We start from the raw sequence: 24291 nt of genomic DNA, 5'->3' as shown, positions 1-24291 counted from the left end.
AACTAGAGGAGGTGGAAGGGCGGGCCCTGCACGCAACCGGGCGGAGTGTTGTTGCCGCTGATATCGAAATCAGCGCAGGTGAGGAACAGATAATTGAATTTGCCGAGCAGGAAGGCCAGGAGTCCGACGACGATTATGACGGCGATGGCCCGCAGCCGGTGCAGTGCGGGGAGTTCGGCGTATTCGGGCAGCAGGATTCTCGTCAGAAGCCAGGCCAGGGCCGGCGCGCCCGCCAGGGTGAGCACCACCTCGAAATAGTGGAGGTAGCGGAACCCGTGCGTTCTCGGCGCCAGGACGGCCACCACGATCCAGGTCGAGGGAAGTGCCAGCGCGACCCAGCCTGCCCAGGGTAGGGCGCGTCTGCTGCGCAGCAGCAGGCCCGAGAGCAGCATGGCCGCGGCCACGGCCCAGATCCCCATCACGGAGTCGAAGAAGATGGCGTCGTACGCGCCGAGCGTGAACGCGGGCCACCAGATGGCGAGTGCGCCGGCCGCAGACGCCGCCGCGGTGGCCCGAAGAGTGGGGTCGATTTCGGGGAGGCCGCGCTTCCTTTCCGGGCTGGACCCTTCACCATCCATGTCCACTGTTCGAGAATATAGAGACGCCCAGCGCATTCCCGGCTCGGTACCTCACCGTGCGTACCGAGAAATGGCCATGTTTTCGCATTGATCTACTTTGTAAAGGCGAGCCGCCGCGCGAATTAACTCGGGAGTTCGCGCTGGAGCAAACGGATCACCCGCGTGTCGAGGGCCAGGAGCGGCGGTCCACTGACCGAACCCGCCGGATTGATTCGATCGGCCAGGCTGCACACCCTTGGTCGCAATCTCAGAGCAGGTGCGGTATCTGCCGAACGACTTCAGCCCGAACCTCGGAGGCACCCCCATGTCAGCCCCCATTCCACCGCGGCGCCAGCCGGCCAAGGCGGTCCTCGCCAGCTGGATCGGCACCACCGTCGAGTACTACGACTTCGCCCTCTACGGCTTCGCGGCGTCGGTGTTGTTCGCGAAGATCTTCTTCCCCGCGACGAACCCCGTGGTCGGCACGTTGATCTCGCTGTCCAGCTTCGGGGTCGGCTTCGTCGCGCGCCCGGTCGGCGCGCTCATCTTCGGCCACCTCGGCGACCGCGTGGGCCGCAAGACGATCCTGGTCATCACCTTGACGCTGATGGGCGCCGCGACCACGGCCATCGGCCTCCTGCCGTCCTACGCCCAGATCGGGCTCGCCGCACCGGTGCTGCTGGTCGCTCTCCGCATCATTCAGGGCATCTCGCTCGGCGGCGAGTACAGCGGCGCCGTTCTCATGACCGTCGAGCATGCCGAACCGCACAGGCGGGGCCTGTTCGGGTCCATCATCAACACGGGGACGACCGCGGGCATGATCCTGGCGAACAGCGTCTTCCTCCTGGTGAGCCAGTTGCCCGAGACACAGCTGATGTCCTGGGGATGGCGGGTTCCGTTCCTGCTCAGTTCCGTGCTCGTGATCGTCGGCCTGCTCATCCGGATGACGCTGGGGGAAAGCCCGGAGTTCGCCACCGCCAAGGACCAGGGCTCGGTCCGCAAGCTGCCGATCGTGGACGTGCTGCGCCGCTGCGGCGGCCGGGTGGTCCTGGTGGCCTTGGGGACGATCGCGGCGGGCGTGGTGTCCTCGATGACGTCGGTCTTCGCGCTCACCTACGGCAAGGCGGCGCTCGGGATGAGCACGGGGGCGACGCTCGGAGTGCTGCTTCCCGCATGGGTGGTGGCCCTGGTCTGCGTGCCGCTGTTCGGCAGGATCGGCGACCGGATCGGCGTCCGCCCGCTGTTCCTGTACGGGGCGGCCTCTCTCATCGTGCTGCCGTTCGTGTGGTTCGCGCTGCTGGGCACCCGCCAGTACGGGCTGATGCTGCTCGGGTTCGGCCTGCTGTTCTTCGGCTACTCGGCCAATTACGCGGTGTTCCCCGTGTACTTCTCCCAGGTCTTCCCGACTCCGCTGCGGTTCAGCGGCATGTCGATCGGCTTCACCGTGGGCACGATCGGGGGCGTCGCCTTCGCGCCCGCGATCGCCGCATCGATCCTGGAGGCGTCCGGCGGCTGGATCGGCATCGCCGCCTACATGGCGGGGACCGCGGTCGTGACGCTCGCGGCCGGCCTCTTGCTGCGGGCGCCCGAAGCCGAGCCGGATGAGGCGACGGTCACGCGACCCGGGCTCGATCCTGAAGCCGCGGCGACGTGAGAACCGAGCGGCGTCGGCAACAGCTCCGTGGCGCCGGTCGGGCTCGCTCCGTCCACCCAGGCAGAGCTGCGCTCGCGCCGCAGGTGCACGCTCACGGTGTGGACGCGGTGCTGCCGCAGCACGTGGGGTCCTACGATCTGCCTCGTCAACCAGGGAGACAGCCTCTGACCCGCACGTGACGGCCCGCCGAACCCGGTGGCGTGGTAGCCCGCGACCGGGTTCGCACGAGCGCCGATGAGACCCGAAGCAACAGAGATCAACAGTTGACGTTGACCAGATCCGCCCGCGCCCGCGTGTCGTCGGCGTCGAACCATTCCTGCTCGGTCGCGAACCAGGCCCGCCACCGGGGTTCGAGCTCAGGACCGTCGCGCTCGACGACCCGCCGCAGCCGCACATCTTCGGGAGCCTCCACCCAGATGGTGAACGCCAACAGGTGAGCCGCCGACCTGCGGGCCGTCCCCACACCTTCGATGATCAGGACCGGCGCGGCAGGGACGGTGATCAGGTCGGTGTATTCACCGCGTACCCAGTCATACCGGCGGAACGCGCCCGGGAGCCCGCGCTGGAGCGGGCGGAGCACCTGCGTGTCGAGGGCGTCGAACCAGCCGCCGGGACCCTCGTCCCACGGGACGGGGAAATCGTCGCTGTGCACCACCTGGCAGCCGAGTTCGGCCGCCAGCTCGCCCGCGAACGTCGTCTTGCCGGACCCGGCGGGCCCGTCGACGGCGACCAGGCGGACCGGCCCGCACGACGGATCGAGTGCCTGGATGCGGCGGGCGGGCGATTTCACGGCTCCCAGGGTAGGTGAGGAGAACACGAAGCCTGAAAGAATACTCTTTCGCCACGAACGCGATTCTGGAGGCTGACCTTGTCCGGACCCCTTGGTGGCATTGTGGTGCTGGATCTGTCCAGGGCCCTGGCGGGTCCGCATGCCGCCCAGATGCTCGGTGACCTCGGCGCGCGGGTGATCAAGGTGGAGCATCCGGACGGGGGTGACGAGTCTCGGGGCTGGGGACCGCCTTTTGTCGGGCCGGATCACGATATTTCCACTTATTTTCTGGCGGCGAACCGCAACAAGCAGTCCATCGCCATCGACCTGAAGTCCGCCGAGGGCAAGCGGCTGGTCGAGCGGCTGGTACGGCAGAGCGACGTGCTCATCGAGAACTTCCGTACCGGCGTGCTCGACCGCCTGGGCTTCTCCGTCGAGCGGCTGCACGAGCTCAACCCGCGCCTGGTCATCCTGTCGATCACCGGGTTCGGCCACGACGGGCCCGAGGGCGGGCGGCCGGGCTACGACCAGATCGCCCAGGGCGAGGCCGGTCTGATGTCGCTGACCGGCCCCTCGCCCGACCAGCCGTACCGGGTCGGCGCGTCCATCGCCGACCTGCTGGCGGGCATCCACGGCGCGTACGGCGTGGCCGGAGCGCTCTACGAGCGTGAGCGGACCGGCAAGGGCCGGGTGGTGCGGACCTCCCTGCTGGCCGCCGTCACCGGGGTGCACTCCTACCACGGCACCGCGTGGACCGTGGGCGGTCAGGTGCCTGGCGCGAACGGCAACCACCACGCCTCGATCGCCCCCTACGGGGCCTTCCACTGCGCCGACGGGATGCTGCAGATCGCCGCCGCCAACGACGGTCAGTGGAAGAAGGTCGCGGCCCTACTGGACATAGATCCAAATATGGCTAAATATGCGACAAACAGGGAGAGATTTGCGCACCGGGATGAGCTGATCGCCGACATGGAGAAGGCTCTGGCCGCGCACGACCGTGGCCACTGGCTGGCAAGGCTGGGCGAGGCCGGAGTGCCCGCGGGCGCGATCCGTTCGATCGACGAGGTCTACTCCTGGGACCAGACCCGCTCGCAGGGCCTGGTGATCGAGGTGGACCACCCCGTACTCGGCCGCATCGAACTGCCGGGCCCGCCCCTGCGCTTCGAGGACGGCCCAGCAGAGAACGGCCCAGAGGACGGTCCCGAGGTGGTGCACACCGCGCCGCCCGCGCTCGGCCAGGACGGCGACGCCGTGCTCGGCTGGCTCGAAGAGCGCGAGGGGTGATGCGGATCAGGTGGCACCGGCGGGCACTCTCGTGCGTCAACATTGCAACATCGCCGGATAGTAGGGAGCCATGGTGAGCCGTCCGGACGCGCGCACGCTGATCGAAACGGTCCTCGACGCGGGATCGTGGAAGTCGTGGGACGCGCCGCCCGCCGATCCGGTGGCGCCGGGCTCTTCCTATGCCGACGAGCTGGCCACGGCCCGCGCCAAGTCCGGCTACGACGAGTCGATCATCACCGGGGAGGGCCTCCTCGACGGGCGCCGGGTCGCCGTCGTGGTCTCGGAGTTCTCGTTCATGGCCGGGTCCATCGGGGTGGCGGCGGCCGAGCGGGTCGTCCTCGCGGCCGAGCGGGCCACCCGTGAGCGGCTGCCGCTGCTGGCCGCGCCCGCCTCGGGCGGCACCAGGATGCAGGAGGGCGCGCTCGCGTTCGTGCAGATGGTGAAGATCACCGCGGCGGTGCAGGCGCATCGCGCGGCGGGCCTGCCGTTCGTGGTCTATCTGCGGCATCCGACGACCGGTGGGGTGTTCGCGTCGTGGGGGTCGCTCGGGCATGTCACGGCCGCGGAGCCGGGGGCGCTGATCGGGTTCATCGGGCCGCGGGTGTTCGAGTCGTTGCACGGCTATCCGTTCCCCGAAGGCGTACAGGTGGCGGAGAACCTGCACGAGCACGGCCTGGTCGACGCGGTGGTGTCGGCCGGCGACGCGCGGGGAATCGCGATCAGCGCGTTGAACGTGCTGTGCGCCGAGCGCACCGGGCTGGTCGCCGGTGAGCCGCCTGAGGAGGATCTGCGGCCGGTGGAGGCGTGGGAGGCGATCACCCGCTCGCGCCGCGACGACCGTCCCGGCGCGCGCACGCTGCTCAAGCTGGCCGCCACGGACGTGACCCCGCTCACCGGCAACGGCGCGGGCGAGAACGAGCCGGGCCTGGTGCTGGCGCTCGCGAGGTTCGGCAGCGCGCCGGCCGTCGTGCTCGGCCAGGACCGGCGCAGGGCGCGGCCCAGCTCGCCGCTCGGCCCCGGCGGGCTGCGGATGGCCAGGCGTGGCATGCGGCTGGCCGCCGAGCTGGGGCTGCCGCTGGTCACCGTGATCGACACGCCGGGCGCGGCGCTGTCGAAGGCGGCCGAGGAGGGCGGGCTGGCCGCGGAGATCGCCCGCTGCCTGGCCGACCTGGTCATGCTCGACGCGCCGACGGTGTGCCTGCTGCTCGGCGAGGGCGCGGGCGGTGCGGCGCTCGCCCTGCTGCCGGCCGACCGGGTGCTGTGCGCCCAGCACGCGTGGCTGTCGCCGCTGCCGCCGGAGGGCGCCTCGGCGATCCTGTATCGCAGTGTGGACTTCGCGCCGGAGATCGCCCAGTTGCAGGGGGTGCGCGCGACCGACCTGCGGCGTAACGGGATCGTCGACCGGGTGATCCCGGAGGTGCCCGACGCCGCGTACGAGCCGCGCGCGTTCTGCGAGCGGGTGGGGCGGGCGCTGGAGTACGAGATCGCCGGGTTGCTGGCGCGGAGCCCGGCGGACCGTCGTGCGGCCCGCCAGGCCCGTTTCCGTAGCTTGGGCGCTTAGTAGTCCAGCCCCTTCGGCTCGTACGTCCAGAGCACGCGGCCGTCGGCGCCGTAGCCGGTGAACCGCACGCCCGGCCAGAACAGCCCCTGCCTGATGGCCGCCTCGGGCGCCGGCCCGGCGAACAGCAGCACGCCCTGCCCCCACGGGTCGGGCACCGTGTTCGCGGTGGCGCGCCCGCCTTCCTTGAGCGTGATGTCGACTTTGGCCGTGCCGGGCACGGTGAAGCCGTACCACTGCCCCTTGTTGGCCGACCACTTCAGTGGCAGCTCCGGGGCGGCGATCAGGTCGCTCAGCTTCCCGCCTGGGGCGGGCTGGAAGGAGCTGGGCTGTTCCTTGCCGTTCTTCCACCACTTGATGCACGCGCCGTCGTGCAGGTTGGCGGTGAGCCCGCCGTCGAAGACGTGGCCGGCGTCCAGGGGCTTGTTGTCGCTCCAGCACCATTCGCGGTGCCGATCGAGCTGTTCGATTTGCTTGCCACGTACCTTGTACGCGAAGGCGCCGATCTTGGCGTCGCGCGGATACTTGACCCACCACACGGGCGCGGGCAGGTCCTTGCCGCGCATCAGGGTGGCCGGGAGGCGTCGTCCGTCCTCCAGCACCGCGTCGACGGACAGCCAGTCGTCCTGGGCCGTGCCGAAGGCGACGACACTGCCCGGCAGCGGCAGGTAGGTCTGCACCTTGCTGCTGGAGAACGAGCCGGACGGGGCTTCGGACTTCACACTGGAGCAACTGAGCTGGGGGGCGCCCTCGGGGTAGGTGCCACCGGTGGCGCACAGCTGCAGGTCGTTCTCCCGGCCCTTGTAGGTGTAGGTGCCGAACAAGATCTGTACCGGCCCGTTGGTGAAGTCGTCGGTCCCGGGGATCGTGATGGGCTCGCTGGTCCGCTTGAACCTCGACTTCGGTTGCCCGGTACGACGCGGGTAGTCCTTGCGCCAGAGCTGCTTGCCCGCGGCGTCATAGCCCGCCACCCGGCCGCCGGCGGTCCAGTCGAGCGGCGCGAGGTGCGCGAGGGTGAACAGGTTGCGGTCGAGGTCCCACGGATCCGGGACGCCCACCAAGGTGATCGGCGCGTCGGAGCCGGTCGTCAGCACGATCTTGGCGGTGTCCCTGCTCGTGGCGGTGTAGATCAGGCCCTCCTCGGACCAGATCATCGGCACGGGGTCAGGTGTCGGGTCCTTCGTGTCCAGGTTGATCCAGCCGAGCTCTTTGCCCTGGCGGAACCAGAAGATCCTGCGGCCCAGGACCTTGAAGTCGTAGGGGCGCATGGTGACCTCGCCGGGCAGCCGTATCGCCTGGCCGATCGGCGTGCCCCTGCTGCTCTCGTGAGTGAGGTACGTGTGCGACATGTCCGAGCCCTGCCTGCCCTTGGCGTCGGCGAACTGCACCTTGGACACCCGGTCCTGGGCCGACAGCGCCAGCGTCCAGATGACCATCGGGGCGCCCTCGGACCGGTGCAGGGTCGCCTCCACCCGCCTGCCGTCCGTCAGCACGGCCGTGACCTTCGTCACGTCGGTCTGGGCCACGCCGTAGTCCACGTAGGCGGACGGGGTGTCGGTCCGGGTGGAGCCCTCGTACGTGCCGCTGCGCTCCATGATCTCGGCTACTCGCAGGTCGTGGCACGAGCCGAAGGGATCGCCGTCCACGGGCTGGGCGACGTAGCACACCAGGGGGGCTCCGACCCGGTCCCGGGCGAACCACAGACGCAGCGGCTTGCCCTGTGCCGGGTCGTTCACCACTACCTCCTCACCGGCTGCCGTCCTGCCCTCCATGAGCTGCTTGTAGACCCCGTCGGGATCGTTCGCGCTGTTCCGGCCCAGGCCCCCGTTGAGCAGGAAGGGGACGAAGACGGCGAGCAGGGCGATGGGCAGGGCGGCGAGCAGCCACCGCCCGCGGGGCACCGGCGGGGGAGTGCGGCGCTGGACGTCGAGCCAGGCGTTCGGACTGGCCGGGAAGGTCTGGGCGCGGGCTTCGAGGGCCGCGCGCAGCCGTGCTTCCAGATCGCTCACTGGTCCTCCTCCTTCAGCGCCTTGCCCAGCGCGGCCAGGGCTCTGCTGGCGTGGGTCTTGACCGAACCGGCCGAGACGCCCATGACGTCGGCGATCTCGCGTTCGGACAGGTCGAGCCAGTAGCGCAGGACGAGGGCCTCGCGTTGCCTGCGCGGGAGGCGGTCGAGCGCCGCCAGCAGTTCGCGGTGCTCCTCGGCGACGATCACCGCGTGCTCGCTGCTGTGTTGCGGCTCTGGAGGATCGGGGCGGCGTAACCGGACCAGCCTGAGGTGCCGCAGGCGGTTGCGGGTGAGGTTGCAGACGATCGTGCGCAGGTACGCGACCGCGGCCCCGTCGTCGCGCAGCCGTCTGACGTGCAGCCGGGAGAACGCCTCCTGGGCGATGTCCTCCGGGTCGTCGGCGCCGAGCAGGCCCGCCAGCCGTACCAGCGGCTGGTAGTGGGCGGCGAACAGTTCGGCGAATGACGGCTGCGCCATGGTGGAGGAGTCGATCACAGTACAGAGACACCCAAGGCGGGTGTCGGTTGACTAGGTGACCGGAATCCGTTCGACGCGGATCGAGAAGACCTCCTCGCGGGGCACCACGACCTCGTAGGCGCCGTGGTCGACCATCCAGTAGCCGAGTGCCTCCGCCTTCATGCCGCTGTGGCCGGTGTAGGCGATGTGCAGGCCGTCGTCGTCCTCGTCGAGCACGATGCACGGCTCGCCGCCGAACGCGCCCACGGTGCGGATCAGCACCAGCCATTCGAGCTCGGAGCGGTCGACCGAGCGCCGCCAGTAGCCGCCGGAGCCAGCCTCGAACCCGTCGAGCTCCTCCTCGCTGAACAGCACCACCTGGTCGCTGTCGGGGCCGAGCGCGGCGGGCAGCGTGCGCTCGGCGAAGCGGGCGACGAAGCCGGAGGCCACGGGGGTGATGTCGTCGCTCATGTGGCGGGCCGCCAGGTGAGCCCGTCGTAGGCGGCGAAGGGGCGCTCCTGCTCGGGCGTGATGTGCACGATCTCCGCGCCCGCGGGGATGGGGATCGGCGTGGTGTGGAACTGCGGGATCACGTGGTCGCGTGAGGTGGTGAACCCGTTTCCGGCGAACGGTGGCGCGTCGCTCCAGTCGCCGCCCATATGAGGTCCGTACGGGACGGCGTAGGTGTCGGCGTCGCGGGCGTACCAGCGCATGACATAGAGCTCGGGCACGTCCGCCGTCAGCTCCGATCCCTCGAAGGAAAGGTCGAGTCCGTAGTAGAGCTGCCTGGGAGTCGTCAGCCGGGCGCAGTCCTGCAACCGGTAGACGTAGCCGGAGATGACCGTGCGTTTACCTGAAAGGTAGGGCACGAGCAGACGCGGCGGGACGACCTTCTGCATCTGCGTTCTGCTCACTGTTCCACTTTACGATCGCTTGACACCTAGTACGCGATGTTCCAGGCATGGCAGGGCGGTCCTGGCCGAGGCGGTCACCTCGGGGTCCACCTCCACGACCTGGATGCCCGGGCCGGTGCCCAGGTCCGCGCGGACCACGCCGAGCGGATCGACCAGCATGCTGCGGCCTACCCCGAATCCGTCACTCGACTCGGCCGGATTGGGCGCCTGCCCGACGGCGGCGGTCCACATCGTGTTCTCCAGCGCCCGCGCCCGCACCAGCGTGATCCAGTGGTCCTCCTTGAGCGGGCCCGACCCCCATGCGGCGATGACCGCGAAAAGCTCGGCGCCCTGGTCGACCAGGGCCCTGGCCAGCTCGGGGAAGCGGACGTCGTAGCAGGTGATCAGCCCGACGCGGAGCCCCGCCAGCTCCACCACGACCGGCTCGGCGCCGCGGGCGACCAGCTCGGACTCCTTCGCGCCGAACGAGTCGAACAGGTGGATCTTCCGGTACGCGGCCTGGATGGCGCCCTGCGCGTCGATGGCCACGGCGGTGTTGTGCACCCGGTCCGGGCCCGGCTCGAACACGCCGGCGATCACCGCGACGCCGTGTTCGCGGGCCGCCTCGGCCACGCCGGAGACGAACGGCCCGTCGAGCGGCTCGGCCAGCTCGGTGATGCGGCTGCCGTAGCGGGTCAGCGTCGCTTCCGGGAAGATCGCCAGCTCGGCGCCGTCCGCTTTGGCGAGTGCTTCGCGGACCCTCTTGAGGTTGGCCGACGGGTCAGGAGACACCGGGATCTGGCAGAGGGCGATTCTGGTCACGGCCCGACTCTAACCGGTTGGGCACCCGTCGAAACCAGGTCAGGCATCGCCAGATCCACTCGAGCGGGCCGTACCTGTATCTCGACTGCCACCACACGCTGAACGGAATCTGTACGGCCAGCGTCGCAGTCGTGACCGCGAGCACCGAGAGGCGAGTCGGGTCGGTCTTGAGCAGGTGACTCGTCAGGGCGATCACCAGCGTGCCGGAGACATAGGTGGTCAGCGCCATCCGCCCGAGCGGCTCCAGCACCGCCGACAGCGGCGCCGCCCACCGGGCCCGCAGCGCGAGCAGCAGACCGGTGGAGTAGGCGGTGGCTCCGGCGAGCGCGGCGACGCTGTAGAGGGTCCAGTTGCCGGGAGCGCCCGGGGCGCGGGTGACGAACCAGGCGGCGGTGAGCAGGGCGGAGGCCAGCGCGCTGACCGCGAAGACGGGCAGCAGCAGCCGACCGGGCGGGCGCGACTCCATCAGCGCCATGCCGAGCAGGAACAGCGCCGGGATGAGAATCGGCCCCGCCCCGACCCACACCGCCCACACGACCGCGGCCGCTCCGAGAATCAGCAGGGGCGGCCCCCCGGCCAGGAACGAGGCGGGCAGCAGCACCAGCGCCCCGAACACCGCGTAGTCCGTCAGCACCTCGCCGCTGTAGAACACGTGCTGGACCAGCCCGAAGCAGAGCAGCCAGAACAGCCGGCTCAGCAGCACCCACCGTCCGGCCCGCTCCAGCACCAGGACGAAGCTGATGCCGAACAGCAGCGAGAAGATCGGGTAGAACCGGCTCTGGGACAGTGCCTCAAGGGTCCAGTCGATGCCGTTCCTGGGGTCGTGCACGGCGTGCTGCCAGGTGTTGACCAGCATGATGCCGCACACCGCGAAGCCGCGGAGCGCGTCGAGCTCTCGGATACGGCTCACAGCACCCAAGCGAACCACCATACGAGGAATCCGGCCGCCGTTACTGCTGACACCGCCTGTGGCCAGCCCGGCCGCCGGGCGAGCGCGCCGAGCGTCAGCACGGCCGAGCCCACCGCCACCCAGGTGTACGGCCAGGCCGACGCGGGCAGGCCGACGGCCAGCGCGGTCTCGTTCTCCTTCACCAGGCTCCACACCGCCGCGCCGGTCAGCCCCGTGAACGCCGTCCCGGCCAGCCCGGCGAAGGCGGCCAGCGCCCGGCCCTTCAGCGCGCCGGTGACGAACTGGATCAGCGACACCAGCGCGAACAGCGCGAGCGGCGCGGCCAGCCAGGGGGACAGCGAGATCTGGTAGGCGGCGCCGGTCACCCGCACGTCGCCTGGGTCCAGCCGGGGGAAGACGGCGGCCTGCCCGGGTGAGCACGGAGCGGCGGCCGGGGTCGCCGCGCCACCTGACAGGGTGTCCACGAAGGCGAGGATGTGGCGGCGGGCGCAGCCGTTGACCAGGAACACCGCGTGTCCCGTGCCGGCGAACTCCACGAAGCGGGCGTTGGGGAGGGCTTTGGCGGCGGGCTCGCTGGTCCTGGTCGGGGTCGTGGGGTCGTACTGGCCGCCCACGACGAGCACCGGGGCCTTGGTCGTGGCGTTGACGGGCGCCGACTTGGGAAGCTTCCAAGCATCACACACCGCTTTGTCACTGTTTACGGTGAAAAGTCGGGATTTTGTGGTGAAGGTGTTGAACGGGACCTCGTCCTGGCACTGCACCGCGTGATACAGCCCGAACTCGTGCGAGACCAGCGCGTCACCCACCGCGTCGGCCAGCGGGCGCAGCAGTTCGTCGTGGCCCTTGCCCAGCGCGTCGATCAGCGCGGGCGCCACGGCGATCACGTCGGCCTCGTGCAGCGCCTCCGCCATGATCGTCGCCACGTCGTCGCCGGTCAGCCGGGCGGTGAACCCGGTGCCGAGCAGCGGGTCGGTGGTCGGCACCCGGGCGGGGCGGGCGTTCAGCCGGGTCACCATCGCCTCGAACGGGGCGCGCAGGCCGAGCTTGGCCACGGTGTCGGTCAGGTTGCGGTCGGCGTCGTCGTACCAGCCGACGTTCTCCGGCAGGTACGAGTCGAGCACCACCGATCGCACGCCCGCCGGGTCGGCGGCGGCCACGTCCATCATGACCCGGGTCGAGTAGCTGACCCCGAACAGGTTCCAGGTGGGGTAGCCGAGCGTCCTGCGCAGTTGGACGACGTCGGCGGTGATCTCCTTGGTGGTGTAGCCGCGCAGGTCCACGCCCTGCTGCCGGAGCCGCTCCCGGCACGTCAGCGCGGCGGCGCCGACGTCGGCCGACGGCCGGCGCAGCCGGTCCAGCATCGCCTCGGCCGTCTCCGGGCAGCCCAGCGTCGGCTGGGAGTACTTGCTGCCGCGCTGCTCCACGGTCACCACGTCGCGGTCGGGGAACATCTGGCTCAGGAACCCCGTCAACTGCATCGACGCCGAGGCCGGGCCGCCGCTCATGTAGACGACCGGGTCGGGCTTGCGGTCCTTGGCCGTCGAGGTGTGCACGGCGTAGCCGACCTTGATGGTCTTGCCCGGCGTGTCCCTGCGCTCGGGAACGACCAGGAAACCGCAGGTCGTGTGATCGGGCATGGCGACGGGGCACGCGCTCTTCTCGGCGCCGCCCGGGTCCATGACGGGCGGCACGGACAGGATGAGCGCCAGCAGGAGCCGAGTGATCACAGGAGGAGACTAATAGTCTGGGGCCGTGACGGAACCACTTGTATCTCGGATGCGCGCTTTCGGTACGACGATTTTCGCGGAAATGAGCGCGCTGGCCGTACAGACCGGGTCGATCAACCTGGGCCAGGGGTTTCCCGACACCGACGGCCCCGCGGCGATGCTGGACCGGGCGGTGCAGGCCATCGTGTCCGGCGCGAACCAGTACCCACCCGGCCCCGGCGTCCCGGAGCTGCGGCAGGCCGTCGCCGAGCACCGGGCCGCGCACTACGGCCTGGACTACGCGCCCGACGGCGAGATCCTGGTGACGGTGGGCGCCACCGAGGCGATCGCGGCCAGCGTGCTGGCGCTGTGCGAGGCGGGCGACGAGGTGATCGCGTTCGAGCCGTACTACGACTCCTACGCCGCCTCGATCGCGCTGGCCGGGGCGCGGCTGGTGGCGGTGACGATGCGCCCCGTGGAGGGACGCTTCACCTTCGACCCGGACGAACTACGCGCCGCCGTCACTCCGCGGACCCGGGCGATCCTCGTCAACTCCCCGCACAACCCGACCGGGACCGTGTTCACCCGCGCCGAGCTGACCGCCATCGCCGAGCTCTGCCAGGAGGCCGGGCTGATCGCGATCACCGACGAGGTGTACGAGCACCTGACGTTCGACGGGGTCGAGCACATCCCCCTGGCGACGCTGCCCGGCATGCGCGAGCGCACGGTGATGATCTCCTCGGCGGGCAAGACGTTCTCCGTCACCGGATGGAAGACGGGCTGGATCTGCGCGCCCGCCGCGCTGATCACGGCCGTGCAGACGGTCAAGCAGTTCCTCACGTTCACCGCCAGTGCGCCGTGGCAGCTCGCGGTGGCCTACGGCCTGCGCAACGAGCTGGAGTGGGTGTCGGCGCTGTGCGACGGGCTGCAGCACAAGCGGGACCGGCTGATGGACGGGCTGGCCACGGCCGGGTTCGAGGTGCTCAGGCCCTCCGGGACGTACTTCGTGCAGACCGACATCCGCCCGCTGGGCTTCAGCGACGGGCTGGAGCTGACCCGGCGGCTGCCGGAGCTGGTGGGGGTGGTGGCCATCCCGACGCAGGTCTTCTACGACCACCCCGACCGGGGACGGCACTTCGTCCGGTTCGCGTTCTGCAAGAAGGACGAGGTCATCGACGAGGCGGTCACGCGCCTCAAGCGGCTGTCGGCCTAGACGTCCCTCACGAAAGTGAATCTGATCGGTTACAGAGAGAAATGAGCCCAGCTGGGCTAGGGTTGGCGGCGCCTCACTGAGTTGGGATCACCTCCTAAAGGAGACGAAACGTTGCTCACCGTCGGTGACCGCTTCCCCGAGTACGAGCTCACCGCCTGCGTCGCCCTCGACCCCGGGAAGGCGTTCGCGGAGATCGACCACAAGAGCTACGAGGGCAAGTGGCGTGTCGTGTTCTTCTGGCCGAAGGACTTCACCTTCGTCTGCCCGACCGAGATCGCCGAGTTCGGGCGGCTCCACCGTGAGTTCGCCGACCGTGACACCCAGGTGCTCGGCGTCTCCGTCGACTCCGAGTACGTCCACCACGCCTGGCGCAAGCACCACGACGACCTGCGTGACCTGCCGTTCCCGATGCTGAGCGACGTCAAGCGCGAGCTGTCGGCCGCGTGCGGGGTGCTCGGCGACGACGGCGTCGCCCAGCGCGCGACGTTCATCGTGGACCAGAACGACGAGATCCAGTTCACGATGGTGACCGCCGGTTCCGTGGGCCGCAACGTCCAGGAGGTCCTGCGGGTCCTCGACGCCCTGCAGTCCGACGAGCTCTGCCCCTGCAACTGGAGCAAGGGCGAGGCCGGTCTCGACGCGCGCGGGCTGCTGGCTCGGTGAGCATCGACGAGCTGAAGGCGGCGCTGCCCGACTACGCCAAGGACACCAGACTCAACCTGAGCTCGGTCACGACCACCTCGTCGCTGACCGGCCGGCAGCTGTGGGGCACGGTGCTGGCGAGCGCGCTGGCCACCAGGTCCGGGCTGGTCATCGCCGCGGTCTCCGAGGAGGCCACCGCCCGGCTGTCGGCCGAGGCGTTCACGGCCGCCAAGGCCGCCGCCTCCATCATGGCGATGAACAACGTCTACTACCGGGCCGTCCACCTCATCGGCGACGAGACGTACGCGACGCTGCCCGCGCGGCTCAGGATGACCGTGATCGGCGATCCGGGCGTGGACAAGGCCGACTTCGAGCTGTGGTGCCTGGCCGTCTCCGCGATCAACGGCTGCGGCCGGTGCCTGGAGTCGCACGAGCAGGTGCTGCGCGGCTCCGGCCTGCCCCGCGACCGCATCCAGGAGGCGCTGCGGGTGGCCGCCGTGGTCAACGCCACCGCGATGACCCTCGACGCCGAGGCGGCGCTGCTCACCGCCTGACGCCTGGGACCTCCGTGGCGGAGGTGGGCTCTCCGGGTGTCCACCTCCGCCACGGGTCAGTTCTTCGCGTCCTCGTCGTGGGGCGCGTCCAGCGAGGTCAGCGTCGCCGTCGCCGCCTCGTGGTCCATCCCGGTCGCCTGGAGCAGGTCCACGGCGATGGAGCGCAGCTGCGCGATGATGACGTGCGCCGAGAAGCCCAGCCGTTCAGGGCGCTTCCGCGCCGCGACGGCGAGCAGCGCCTGCCGGGCCAGCATGGGCTCGCGGCCGGCCGCCAGTTCGAGCTGGAGCAGCAGTGCCGCCTCCGACACCTCGCGCATCGCCTCGGCCAGCGAGGTCGGCGGCGGGCTCGTCTCGCCCAGCGCCGCCAGCGTCCGGCGGGCCAGCACCCTGGCGTTGCGCAGGGCCAGGTCCACCGGCACGGCCGCGGTCTCGTACCTGGCCAGCCTGGCACGGCGGTGCCAGTGCAGCGGTGAGATGAGCGTGATCTCCTTGCTGGTCTCCACCGCCCGTTCGAACTCCTCGACCGCCGCCTGGGTGGTGCGGGCCTCCTCCAGCGCCTCGGCGGCCAGGTCCACGTCGCGCTTCTCGATCGCCTCCGCGGCCCGTTCGAGCACCGTGGACAGCGCGTCGAGCACGCCCGACAGGTGCTTGGCGGCGATCGTGAAGGGGCTGGCGGGAAGCAGCGCCGCCGTGGCGACGGCGATGAGGCCGCCGGTGAGCGCGTCGGCCATCCGGTCCAAGCCCCCGGCGCCGTTCGTGGGCAGCAGGGCGGCGACCAGCACCGCGGACGATCCGGCCTGCGCCACGAAGAGCGCGCCGCTGTTCAGCAGCACCGCCGTGGTCATCGCCAGCGCGACCACCAGCGCGATCTGCCAGGCGCCCGAGCCGATCCAGGACACCAGCAGGTCGCCGACACCGACGCCGAGGCTGACCCCCACCACCAGCTCGGCCACCCGGCGCAGCCGCTGCCCGAGCCCCACACCGACGCAGATCAACACGGAGATCGGCGCGAAGAACGGGCGGGCGTGGCCGAGCAGATGGATGGCGACCGTCCAGGCGAGTGCCGCGCCCACCGCGCACTGCGCGATGGAGGGCGCCATCATGCCGAACCCGCTCAGCCGTTCCCGTACATGATCGCTGAGCTTCGTTCGCACCCCTCTACCCTGGCGGATCCTTGTGACATTGAGGTCACATTGCCCGGATTTGCGGCTCCGCTGAGCATCCGGAAAGCGCCCTTCACCGGCGGTGTCGGACGGTTAGGGGATGTCCTGATCGCCGGGCGTGTCGAGGGGCGGGAGGGCGGCCACCGCCTGCTCGCGGTCGCCGCCGCTCGCCTGGAGCAGGTCCACGACGATCGACCGGAACTGCGCGACCATCACGCTGGCCGAGAACCCCCACCGCTCCGTCCCCTGCCGCCCCGCCACCGCCAGGATCGCGTCGTGGGCCCGTTTCGGCTCCTGCCCGTGGGCCAGCTCCTGCCGGAGCAGCAGGGTCGCGTCGGCCAGTTCGCGCAGCGCGTCCGGCATCCAGGCGGGCGGCGGGTCCTGCCCCTCAAGAGCCGCGACGGCCCGCCGGGCCAGCACCCTGACGTTCCTGACCGCGTGATCGAGCGGTACGGCGGCCGTCTCGTACCCGTCCAGCCGGGAACGGCCGTGCCGGTGCAGCGGTGAGATGGTGGCGATCTCCCAGCTGGTCGCCAGCGCCTGCTTGAACTGCTCCACGTTCGCCTGGGTGCTCCGCGCGCCGTCCAGGGCCTTGGCCGCCAGGCCGGGGTCGGACTTCTCGATCGCCTCCGAGATCTGCCGCAGCGCCCGGGCCAGCGCCTCGAACATCCCCGACGCCTGCTTGGCCACGAGGGTGAACGGGCTGGCCGGCAGCAGGGCCAGCGCGATGATCCCCACGACGCCGCCGGTCAGCGCGTCGAGCATCCTGTTCAGCCCGCCGACGCCCGAGGGGGGCAGCAGGGTGGCGACCAGGATGGCCGAGGACCCGGCCTGCAGGACGATCAGGGATCCGCTGTCGAGCAGGACGCCGACGGCCATCGCCAGTGCCACCACGAGCGCGATCTGCCAGGCGCCCGAGCCGATCCAGGACACCAGCAGGTCGCCGACGCCTACGCCCACGCTGACCCCGACGACCATCTCGACCATCCGGCGCAGGCGCTGCCCGAGACCCACGCCGATGCTGAGGATCACCGCGATCGGGGCGAAGAACGGGCTGGGGTGCCCGAGGACGTTCTTGGCCACCAGCCAGGCCAGAGCGGCCCCCACGGCGCACTGCCCGACCGTCGGGGCCATCAGCGCCAGCCTGTTCAGGCGCTTCTTCACTTGCACGAACCCTTGCCTACCCAAGCTGGGACGCTCAATCGGCCAGGTAGTCGTCGACGGCCCGCAGGAACGCCTCGCGCGCGGAGACGTGGATGAGATGCCCGACGGCGATCGTGACCAGCTTGGCCCCCGGAATCCCCGTCGCCACCCGCTCGACGTCGAGATGGCTGGCGCCCGACACCACCAGCGTCGGCGCGGTGATCGAGGCGAGCCCCGCGGCCCACGCCGGATCGGGCGCGAGGAACTGCCGCTCGGTCTCGTGCACCATCCGCCAGTCGAACCCGGGGGACTCGCCGTCCTCCACGATCGGCGGACGATCCGTCATCGCGTACGGCGGGGCCGGATCCTCCAGGACCAGCCGCTCGACGCGATCGGGCCAGGTCATGGCGATGAGATAGGCCACCGCGCCGCCCAGCGAGTGCCCCACCAGCGTCGCCCGATCGAACCCCAGCTCGTCCAGCAGCGCGACGACGTCCCGCGCCATGTCGGGCAGCGCGTACGTGCCCGGGTAGTCACTGGCGCCGTGACCCCGCAGGTCGAGGGCGATCACGTGATAGCGGGCGGCGAAGTGCTGGGTGACGCCGTTCCAGTCGTTGTGGTTGGCGGTCCGTCCGTGGATGAGCACCAGCGGGGGAGCGGCCGGGTCGCCCTCCTCGCGATAGACGAGCCTGATCCCGTTGACGTGTGCTTCGCGAATCACACCGGTGACCCTATCGCCGAGGCCGCCCGCCACGTTGGGCAGACATTGCCGGTGAAAGGCCGATTCGCTGGTGGATAGCGTGTCCTGCGGGCCGCCGGGGTACATCTGGGAGTTCCGCGGGCTCGCCGCCGAATAGCCGAACAGGGGTTGTGATGCCGGATCCGATAGAAGTGCGCAAGGTGCCGATCGAGAGCGTGACGGACGCCTCCGGCCTGGCTCGGCTGATCGATGACGGGGTGATCGAGGCGCGCCGGGTGCTCGCGGTGGTCGGCAAGACCGAGGGCAACGGGGGCGTGAACGACTACACCCGCATCCTGGCCGATCGGGCCTTCCGTGAGGTGCTCGCGGCCAAGGGGCATCCGGCGCCGGAGACCGTACCCCTGGTGTGGTCCGGTGGGACGGACGGCGTGCTCAGCCCGCACGCGACCGTGTTCGCCACCACCGACCCGGCGCGCGCTCCCCAGTCTGATGAGCCGCGGGTGTCGGTCGGGGTCGCGATGAGCGAGGTGATCCTGCCGGAGGACATCGGCCGCCCGGCGATGGTGGAGAAGGTCGCGGCGGGAGTACGCGAGGCGATGAAGATCGCGGGCATCGACGACCCGCGCGACGTCCACTACGTGCAGACCAAGACGCCGCTGCTCACGCTGGCCACCATCACCGAGGCCAAGAGCCGCGGCCAGGACACCGCCATCGAGGAGACCGGCCCCTCCATGGACCTGTCGAACTCCACCACCGCCCTCGGCATCGCCGTCGCCCTCGGCGAGATCGACATGCCGCGGGCCGACCAGATCCACAAGGACCTGTCCCTGTACTCCTCGGTGGCCTCGTGCTCGTCCGGGGTCGAGCTGGACCGGGCGCAGATCGTGCTGGTGGGCAACGTCCGGGGCATCGGCGGGCGCTACCGCATCGGTCACGGCGTGATGCGCGACGCCCTGGACGCCGACGGCATCTGGGACGCGATCCGCGACTCCGGGCTTCCGCTCCCCGAACGGCCGCACCACAGCGACCTGGGCGACCGCCTGGTGAACGTCTTCATGAAGTGCGAGGCCGACCCGTCCGGCCGGGTCAGGGGGCGGCGCAACATCATGCTCGACGACTCCGACGTGCACTGGCACCGCCAGATCAAGGCCACCGTCGGGGGAGTCGCGGCGGCGGTCACGGGCGACCCTGCGGTGTTCGTCTCGGTCGCCGCCGTCCACCAGGGCCCGTCGGGCGGCGGCCCGGTCGCCGCCATCGCCGACCTGGGATAGCGAACCTGCCGCCGGCCCGCGTTGCGTCCGGTCGAGCGCCGGGTCGCGGGCCGCGTCGCGGGCCGGGCCGTGAGCCGCCGCCGGTAGTGTCGAGGGTTGTGCCCAGCATTCCGCAGCCACTCGACCCCGGCGACGACGGCACGGCCGCGCCCGCCGTGGCCGCCGCCCTGGCCTCCTACGAGCGAGGCGCGGCGGACGCCACCGACGTGCTGAACGCCCTGACCGGCGCCCGGCTCCTGGTCCCCGTGGTCGCTCTGCTGACCGAGTCGGAGGTGGGCGAGCACGGGCTGCGCCAGGAGAAGGAGAGCGAGATGGCGCTCCCCAAACTGGTCGGCAAGGACGGCAGGGAGGCGGTGCCGGCCTTCACCGGCGCCGAGTCCCTGGCCAGGTGGCGGCCCGACGCCCGGCCCATCCAGGCCGGCCTGCTCCAGGTCTGCCGGGCCGCCGCCGGTGAGCGGGTCGCGGCGGTCGTGGTGGACGTGGCGGGGCCGGTGCCGTTCGTGATCGAGGGCGAGGTGCTGCAAGCGCTCGCCGCCGTCGAGTCCGGCACGCTCGACCAGCTCTCCGGCGCGACCGTGGCCCGCGTCGAGCCGGAACGCAAGCGCCGCTGGTTCACCAGGAAGTAGGGTCGGCGGGTGGTAGCACTCGTGGCGCTGCTCGGCCTGATCGTCGGCCGCTACGTCAGGACGCTTGCCGACTGCTTCGTGGCCAACCCCTTCGACACCCGCGAAGAGGCGCACGCCGCCCTGGACGCGTTGGTGCGCACTGCTCCCGTGCCGCGCTGGCCGCCCACCGTCGAGGTGGCCACCGCCGCCGTCGCCGCGCTGGTCGCCTGGCGCGCGGGCCTGCCGTACGTCTACTTCGCCCTGATCGGCACGGCCCTGGCGATCATCGACTGGCGGACCACGAGGCTACCGGACGTGATCACCCTGCCGTCGTACCCGATCCTGGCCTTGACCCTGCTCCCCACGGGAGAGTTGTCCAGGGCGCTGCTGGGCGCGCTGGCGCTGGCCGCCGCGTACGCCGTGCTCTGGTTCGCCAGGCCGGAGGCCATGGGCCTGGGCGACGTCAAGCTCGCGGGGCTGATCGGCATGGCGGCCGCGGCGATGAGCTGGCAGGCGTGGGTCGTCGCGGCCGTCGGCGGCCAGCTGTTAGGCGCCCTGTACGCCATCGCCCTGCTCGTCGCCAGACGCGCCACTCGCGACACGCAGTTCCCTTTCGGCCCGTTCATGCTGCTCGGCGCGTTCACGGCGCTCTGTCTCGGCCAGTGAACGCCGGACATCCCACTAGGCGGCACGTGGAAGACTTGTACGCATGTTGCGCTGGTTGACTGCCGGAGAGTCCCACGGCCCTGAGCTCGTTGCCGTTCTGGAAGGCCTGCCGGCCGGGGTCGAGGTGACCACGGCCGCCATCGACGAGGCCCTGCGCCGCCGCCGGCTCGGCTATGGCCGCGGCGCCCGGATGAAGTTCGAGCAGGACCAGGTGACGATCGCCGGCGGCGTCCGGCACGGCCGCACCATGGGCAGCCCGATCGCCGTCCGCATCGGCAACACCGAGTGGCCCAAGTGGGAGAAGGTCATGTCGGCCGACCCGGTCGACCCGGCCGAGCTCGAAGGCCTGGCCAGGAACGCGCCCAGGTCCCGCCCCCGGCCGGGCCACGCCGACCTGGCCGGGATGCAGAAATACGGCTTCGACGACGCCCGCCAGGTCCTCGACCGGGCCAGCGCCCGCGAGACCGCGGCCCGCGTCGCGCTCGGCGAGGTGGCCAGGCGCTTCCTCAAGCAGGCGCTCGGCGTCGACATCGTCAGCCACGTGACCTCCATCGGCGGCGCCCAGACGCCCACCGAAGACCTGCCCGGCCCCAACGACCTGGAGCGCATCGACGCCGACCCCGTCAGGTGCGCCGACCCCGAGGGCAGCGCCGCGATGGTCGCCGTCATCGACCAGGCGCACAAGGACGGCGACACGCTCGGCGGCGTCGTCGAGGTGCTGGCCTACGGCCTGCCGCCGGGGCTCGGCAGCTACACCCACTGGGACCGGCGGCTCGACTCCCGGCTGGCCGGGGCGCTCATGGGCATCCAGGCGATCAAAGGCGTGGCGGTCGGCGACGGCTTCGAGACCGCGCGCAGGCCCGGCTCGCGCGCCCACGACGAGATCGAATACACCGCCGCCGACGGCGTCAAGCGCATCACCAACCGCGCGGGCGGCGTCGAGGGCGGCATGACCAACGGCGAGATCCTGCGGGTCAGCGCCGCGATGAAGCCCATCTCCACCGTCCCGCGGGCGCTGGCCACGATCGACGTCCTGACCGGCGAGGCGGCCAAGGCGCACCACGAGCGTTCCGACGTCTGCGCGGTCCCGGCCGCGGGCATCGTCGCCGAGGCCATGGTCGCGCTGGTGCTGGCCGACGCGGCGCTCGAGAAGTTCGGGGGCGACTCCGTCGAGGAGGTCGCCCGCAACCTGTCCGGCTACCTCTCATCGATGGTGATCAAATGACGAAGGCCGTCCTCATCGGCCCACCGGGGTCCGGCAAGACCACCCTCGGCCGCCTGCTCGCCGACCTGCTCGGCGTCACCTTCCGCGACACCGACGCCGACGTCGAGGCGGTCGCGGGCAAGCCCGTGGGCGACATCTTCATCGAAGAGGGCGAGGCCCGCTTCCGCGAGCTCGAACTGCAGGCCGTACGCCAGGCGCTGGCCGAGCACGACGGCGTGCTGTCCCTCGGCGGCGGCGCGGTGCTCAACGAGGAGGCGCAGGCGCTGCTGGCCGGCCACCCGGTCGTCTACCTCCAGGTGGGCCTGGCCGACGCGGTCCAGCGGGTCGGCCTGGCCTCCGCCCGGCCGCTGCTCGTGCTCAGCCCGCGCAGCCAGCTGAAGAAGCTCATGGAGGAGCGCCGCCCGATCTACGAGCGGCTCGCCGTCCTGACGGTCGTGACCGACAAGCGCGAGCCCGCCGAGCTGGCCGAAGAGATCATGAAGGGCCTCCAGTCATGACCGCGACCAGGATCACCGTACGCGGCGACAGCCCGTACGAGGTGGTGATCGGCACCGGGGTGCTGCCGGAGCTGGCCGGGCTGTTCAAGCCGGGCGTACGCACGGTCGCGGTCATCCACCCGGCGGGCCTGCCCGAGCTGTCCCGCCCGGTCTGCGAGGCGCTGTCCGGCGCCGGATACGACGTGGTGGAGCTCCCCGTGCCCGACGGCGAGCGGGCCAAGTCGGTCGAGGTGGCCGCCGAGCTCTGGTCCGCCCTCGGCCGCTACGGCGTGACCCGATCCGACGCCGTCGTGGGCGTCGGCGGGGGAGCCACCACCGACCTGGCCGGGTTCATCGCCGCGACCTGGCTGCGCGGCGTCCAGGTGGTGCTGGTGCCGACGACGCTGCTGGCCATGGTCGACGCGGCGGTCGGCGGCAAGAACGGCATCGACACACCCGAAGGCAAGAACCTCGTCGGCACCTTCCTGCCCCCGGCGGGCGTGCTGTGCGAGCTGGGCACGCTGTCGAGCATGCCGCGCGCCGACTACGTGGCCGGGCTCGCCGAGGTCATCAAGGGCGGCTTCATCGCCGACCCGACCATCCTCATGCTGGTCGAGGACGACCCCGACGCCGCCGCCACGCCGGAGGGGCCGCACACCCGCGAGCTGATCGAGCGGAAGATCCAGATCAAGGCCGACGTCGTCGGCGCCGACCTGCGTGAGGCCGGGCTGCGCGAGATCCTCAACTACGGCCACACGCTCGCCCACGCGATCGAGCGGGCCGAGGACTACCGCATGCGCCACGGCGAGGCCGTCGCCATCGGCATGGTGTTCGCCGCCGAGCTGTCGAGGCTCGACGGGCGCATCGGGCTCGACCTGGTCGAGCGGACCAGGTCCATCCTCACCTCGGTCGGGCTGCCCACTTCCTACCGGGCCGACGCCTGGCCGCAACTGCGCGACCACATGCGCCTCGACAAGAAGAACCGCGGCGCCAAGCAGCGCTTCGTCGTCCTCGACGGGCTGGCGAAGCCGGGACGGCTGGAAGGCCCGTCCGAGGAGCTTCTGGAGGCGGCCTACCGGGCGGTCGCCCGATGACGCCTTTCGCTCGTTTGGGGGTGGCGCCGGGCGTGGCGGCGGGGTTGGCACTACAGTCGGATGTCCTGAAGCACCACGGCACGGCGGAGATGAACAGCAGGTCATGAGGCAATACGACTCATTCGTCGCTCTTGGTGACAGCTTTACCGAAGGACTGAACGACCCCGGCACCAACGGCCACTACCGCGGCTGGGCCGACCGGGTGGCCGAGCGGCTGGCGGCCGACAACCCGTCCTTCCGCTACGCGAACCTGGCCGTACGCGGCAGGCTGCTCGACCAGATCGTCACCGAGCAGGTGCCGATCGCCGTCGAGATGGCGCCCGACCTGGTCAGCCTGTGCGCGGGCGGCAACGACCTGCTCCGGCCGGGCAGCGACCCCGACCTGATGGCCAAGCGGCTCGCCCGCGCCGTGCGCGAGCTGCGGGCCAGCGGCGCCGACGTGCTGCTGTTCACCGGCGTCGACCCGCGCGACACACCGGTGATGCGGCGGCTGCGCGGCCGGTTCGCCATCTTCTACCTGCACATCCGCTCGATCGCCGACCTGTACGGCTGCCGGCTCGTCGACCAGTGGTCCATGCAGGGGCTGCGCGACTGGCGGGCGTGGAGCGAGGACCGGCTGCACATGAACCAGGACGGGCACCGGCTGGTGGCCGCCCGGGTCCTGGACGTGCTGGGCGTGCCGTTCGACGACTGGCAGAAGGCGTGGCCCGAGCGCACCCTCGACCCCCGCGCCAGGCGCCGCGAGGACGCCCAGTGGATCCGCGAGCACCTGGTGCCGTGGGTGTCCCGCCGCCTCCGCGGCGCCTCCTCCGGCGACGGCCTGGACCCCAAACGCCCCGACCTCACCCCGTGGACCCTCTGACCGGCCCATACCTTAGGACGGAGGCCGGACCACCCGCGAAAGCAGATCCGCCCGGACACC

At 71.0% G+C, this 24291-nt stretch carries 25 protein-coding genes; 13 read left to right on the top strand and 12 right to left on the bottom strand.

Going from position 1 to position 24291, the window contains the following annotated elements:
* Positions 1–2: 2 nt before the first annotated feature.
* Entirely contained in the window at positions 3–584 is a 582-nt protein-coding gene (locus tag AB0B91_RS02400; protein ID WP_358314005.1) for a hypothetical protein, read from the bottom strand.
* 229 nt (positions 585–813) lie between these two features.
* Between AB0B91_RS02400 and AB0B91_RS02395 the strand changes: the two genes are divergently transcribed.
* Complete coding sequence (locus AB0B91_RS02395) at positions 814–2211, top strand: MFS transporter (RefSeq protein WP_358314002.1); 1398 nt, start codon at positions 814–816, stop codon at positions 2209–2211.
* Between the two features lie 256 nt (positions 2212–2467).
* Here the strand turns inward: AB0B91_RS02395 and AB0B91_RS02390 are convergent, their stop codons facing one another.
* Positions 2468–3001: an AAA family ATPase gene (locus AB0B91_RS02390; RefSeq protein ID WP_358313999.1), complete on the bottom strand. Its 534-nt coding sequence runs from the start codon at positions 2999–3001 to the stop codon at positions 2468–2470.
* A gap of 78 nt (positions 3002–3079) precedes the next feature.
* On the opposite strand from AB0B91_RS02390, the gene AB0B91_RS02385 reads away from it, so the two are divergent.
* Positions 3080–4264 (top strand): CoA transferase, encoded by a 1185-nt coding sequence (locus AB0B91_RS02385; RefSeq protein ID WP_358313996.1) that lies wholly within the window; start codon positions 3080–3082, stop codon positions 4262–4264.
* 70 nt (positions 4265–4334) lie between these two features.
* Entirely contained in the window at positions 4335–5825 is a 1491-nt protein-coding gene (locus tag AB0B91_RS02380; protein WP_358313993.1) for a carboxyl transferase domain-containing protein, read from the top strand.
* Here AB0B91_RS02380 and AB0B91_RS02375 read toward each other — a convergent pair.
* Genes AB0B91_RS02375 through AB0B91_RS02345 form a run of 7 tightly spaced genes read right to left on the bottom strand, consistent with a single transcriptional unit; the run spans position 5822 to position 12638 of the window.
* Positions 5822–7831 carry a hypothetical protein gene (locus AB0B91_RS02375; RefSeq protein WP_358313990.1) on the bottom strand — a complete coding sequence of 670 codons (2010 nt, stop codon included), beginning with the start codon at positions 7829–7831 and terminating at the stop codon, positions 5822–5824. The genes AB0B91_RS02380 and AB0B91_RS02375 overlap by 4 nt on opposite strands.
* A complete protein-coding gene (locus tag AB0B91_RS02370; protein ID WP_358313987.1) occupies positions 7828–8307 on the bottom strand; it encodes a SigE family RNA polymerase sigma factor in 480 nt (159 codons plus the stop codon). The genes AB0B91_RS02375 and AB0B91_RS02370 overlap by 4 nt, the downstream gene beginning before the upstream one ends.
* A 51-nt stretch (positions 8308–8358) precedes the next feature.
* Positions 8359–8757 (bottom strand): hypothetical protein, encoded by a 399-nt coding sequence (locus AB0B91_RS02365; protein ID WP_358313984.1) that lies wholly within the window; start codon positions 8755–8757, stop codon positions 8359–8361.
* Positions 8754–9200 carry a hypothetical protein gene (locus tag AB0B91_RS02360; RefSeq protein WP_308127475.1) on the bottom strand — a complete coding sequence of 149 codons (447 nt, stop codon included), beginning with the start codon at positions 9198–9200 and terminating at the stop codon, positions 8754–8756. Before AB0B91_RS02360 ends, AB0B91_RS02365 begins: the two co-directional genes overlap by 4 nt.
* A gap of 9 nt (positions 9201–9209) precedes the next feature.
* Positions 9210–10001 (bottom strand): carbon-nitrogen hydrolase family protein, encoded by a 792-nt coding sequence (locus AB0B91_RS02355; protein ID WP_358313981.1) that lies wholly within the window; start codon positions 9999–10001, stop codon positions 9210–9212.
* Positions 9961–10911, bottom strand: coding sequence for a DUF418 domain-containing protein (locus AB0B91_RS02350; RefSeq protein WP_358313978.1), 951 nt, complete (start codon positions 10909–10911; stop codon positions 9961–9963). The genes AB0B91_RS02355 and AB0B91_RS02350 overlap by 41 nt, the downstream gene beginning before the upstream one ends.
* Positions 10908–12638 (bottom strand): alpha/beta fold hydrolase, encoded by a 1731-nt coding sequence (locus AB0B91_RS02345; protein ID WP_358313975.1) that lies wholly within the window; start codon positions 12636–12638, stop codon positions 10908–10910. The genes AB0B91_RS02350 and AB0B91_RS02345 overlap by 4 nt, the downstream gene beginning before the upstream one ends.
* A 25-nt stretch (positions 12639–12663) precedes the next feature.
* Between AB0B91_RS02345 and AB0B91_RS02340 the strand changes: the two genes are divergently transcribed.
* The 3 genes from AB0B91_RS02340 to AB0B91_RS02330 all read left to right on the top strand — a co-directional run bounded on the left by AB0B91_RS02340 (position 12664) and on the right by AB0B91_RS02330 (position 15026).
* Complete coding sequence (locus AB0B91_RS02340) at positions 12664–13830, top strand: pyridoxal phosphate-dependent aminotransferase (protein ID WP_358313972.1); 1167 nt, start codon at positions 12664–12666, stop codon at positions 13828–13830.
* Between the two features lie 111 nt (positions 13831–13941).
* Positions 13942–14493: a peroxiredoxin gene (locus AB0B91_RS02335; RefSeq protein ID WP_358313969.1), complete on the top strand. Its 552-nt coding sequence runs from the start codon at positions 13942–13944 to the stop codon at positions 14491–14493.
* Entirely contained in the window at positions 14490–15026 is a 537-nt protein-coding gene (locus AB0B91_RS02330; protein WP_358313967.1) for a carboxymuconolactone decarboxylase family protein, read from the top strand. Before AB0B91_RS02335 ends, AB0B91_RS02330 begins: the two co-directional genes overlap by 4 nt.
* A 56-nt stretch (positions 15027–15082) precedes the next feature.
* Here AB0B91_RS02330 and AB0B91_RS02325 read toward each other — a convergent pair whose 3' ends face one another.
* The 3 genes from AB0B91_RS02325 to AB0B91_RS02315 all read right to left on the bottom strand — a co-directional run bounded on the left by AB0B91_RS02325 (position 15083) and on the right by AB0B91_RS02315 (position 18053).
* Complete coding sequence (locus tag AB0B91_RS02325) at positions 15083–16180, bottom strand: FUSC family protein (protein ID WP_358313965.1); 1098 nt, start codon at positions 16178–16180, stop codon at positions 15083–15085.
* A gap of 102 nt (positions 16181–16282) precedes the next feature.
* Positions 16283–17353, bottom strand: coding sequence for an FUSC family protein (locus tag AB0B91_RS02320; RefSeq protein WP_358313962.1), 1071 nt, complete (start codon positions 17351–17353; stop codon positions 16283–16285).
* Positions 17354–17387: 34 nt separating this feature from the next.
* Positions 17388–18053, bottom strand: coding sequence for an alpha/beta fold hydrolase (locus AB0B91_RS02315; RefSeq protein WP_358313959.1), 666 nt, complete (start codon positions 18051–18053; stop codon positions 17388–17390).
* A 152-nt stretch (positions 18054–18205) separates the two neighbouring features.
* Here AB0B91_RS02315 and AB0B91_RS02310 point away from each other — a divergent pair, with 152 nt between their 5' ends.
* The 7 genes from AB0B91_RS02310 (at position 18206) to AB0B91_RS02280 (ending at position 24231) form a co-directional block, all read left to right on the top strand.
* Complete coding sequence (locus AB0B91_RS02310; protein WP_358313956.1) at positions 18206–19303, top strand: ring-opening amidohydrolase; 1098 nt, start codon at positions 18206–18208, stop codon at positions 19301–19303.
* Between the two features lie 98 nt (positions 19304–19401).
* Positions 19402–19929, top strand: a complete 528-nt coding sequence (locus tag AB0B91_RS02305; protein WP_358313954.1) for an SseB family protein — start codon at positions 19402–19404, stop codon at positions 19927–19929.
* A gap of 9 nt (positions 19930–19938) precedes the next feature.
* Positions 19939–20574 carry an A24 family peptidase gene (locus AB0B91_RS02300; RefSeq protein WP_358313951.1) on the top strand — a complete coding sequence of 212 codons (636 nt, stop codon included), beginning with the start codon at positions 19939–19941 and terminating at the stop codon, positions 20572–20574.
* Positions 20575–20617: 43 nt separating this feature from the next.
* A complete protein-coding gene (gene aroC, locus AB0B91_RS02295) occupies positions 20618–21799 on the top strand; it encodes a chorismate synthase (protein WP_358313949.1) in 1182 nt (393 codons plus the stop codon).
* Complete coding sequence (locus tag AB0B91_RS02290; RefSeq protein ID WP_358313946.1) at positions 21796–22296, top strand: shikimate kinase; 501 nt, start codon at positions 21796–21798, stop codon at positions 22294–22296. The genes aroC and AB0B91_RS02290 overlap by 4 nt, the downstream gene beginning before the upstream one ends.
* Entirely contained in the window at positions 22293–23369 is a 1077-nt protein-coding gene (aroB, locus tag AB0B91_RS02285) for a 3-dehydroquinate synthase (RefSeq protein ID WP_358313943.1), read from the top strand. Before AB0B91_RS02290 ends, aroB begins: the two co-directional genes overlap by 4 nt.
* 103 nt (positions 23370–23472) lie before the next feature.
* Positions 23473–24231 carry an SGNH/GDSL hydrolase family protein gene (locus tag AB0B91_RS02280; protein WP_358313941.1) on the top strand — a complete coding sequence of 253 codons (759 nt, stop codon included), beginning with the start codon at positions 23473–23475 and terminating at the stop codon, positions 24229–24231.
* Positions 24232–24291: the final 60 nt, after the last annotated feature.

The sequence above is a fragment of the Nonomuraea sp. NPDC049141 genome (assembly GCF_040648415.1).
Lineage (GTDB): Bacteria > Actinomycetota > Actinomycetes > Streptosporangiales > Streptosporangiaceae > Nonomuraea.
The sequence above is the reverse complement of the archived record's forward strand: the minus strand, read 5'-3'. Positions and strand labels throughout refer to the sequence as shown.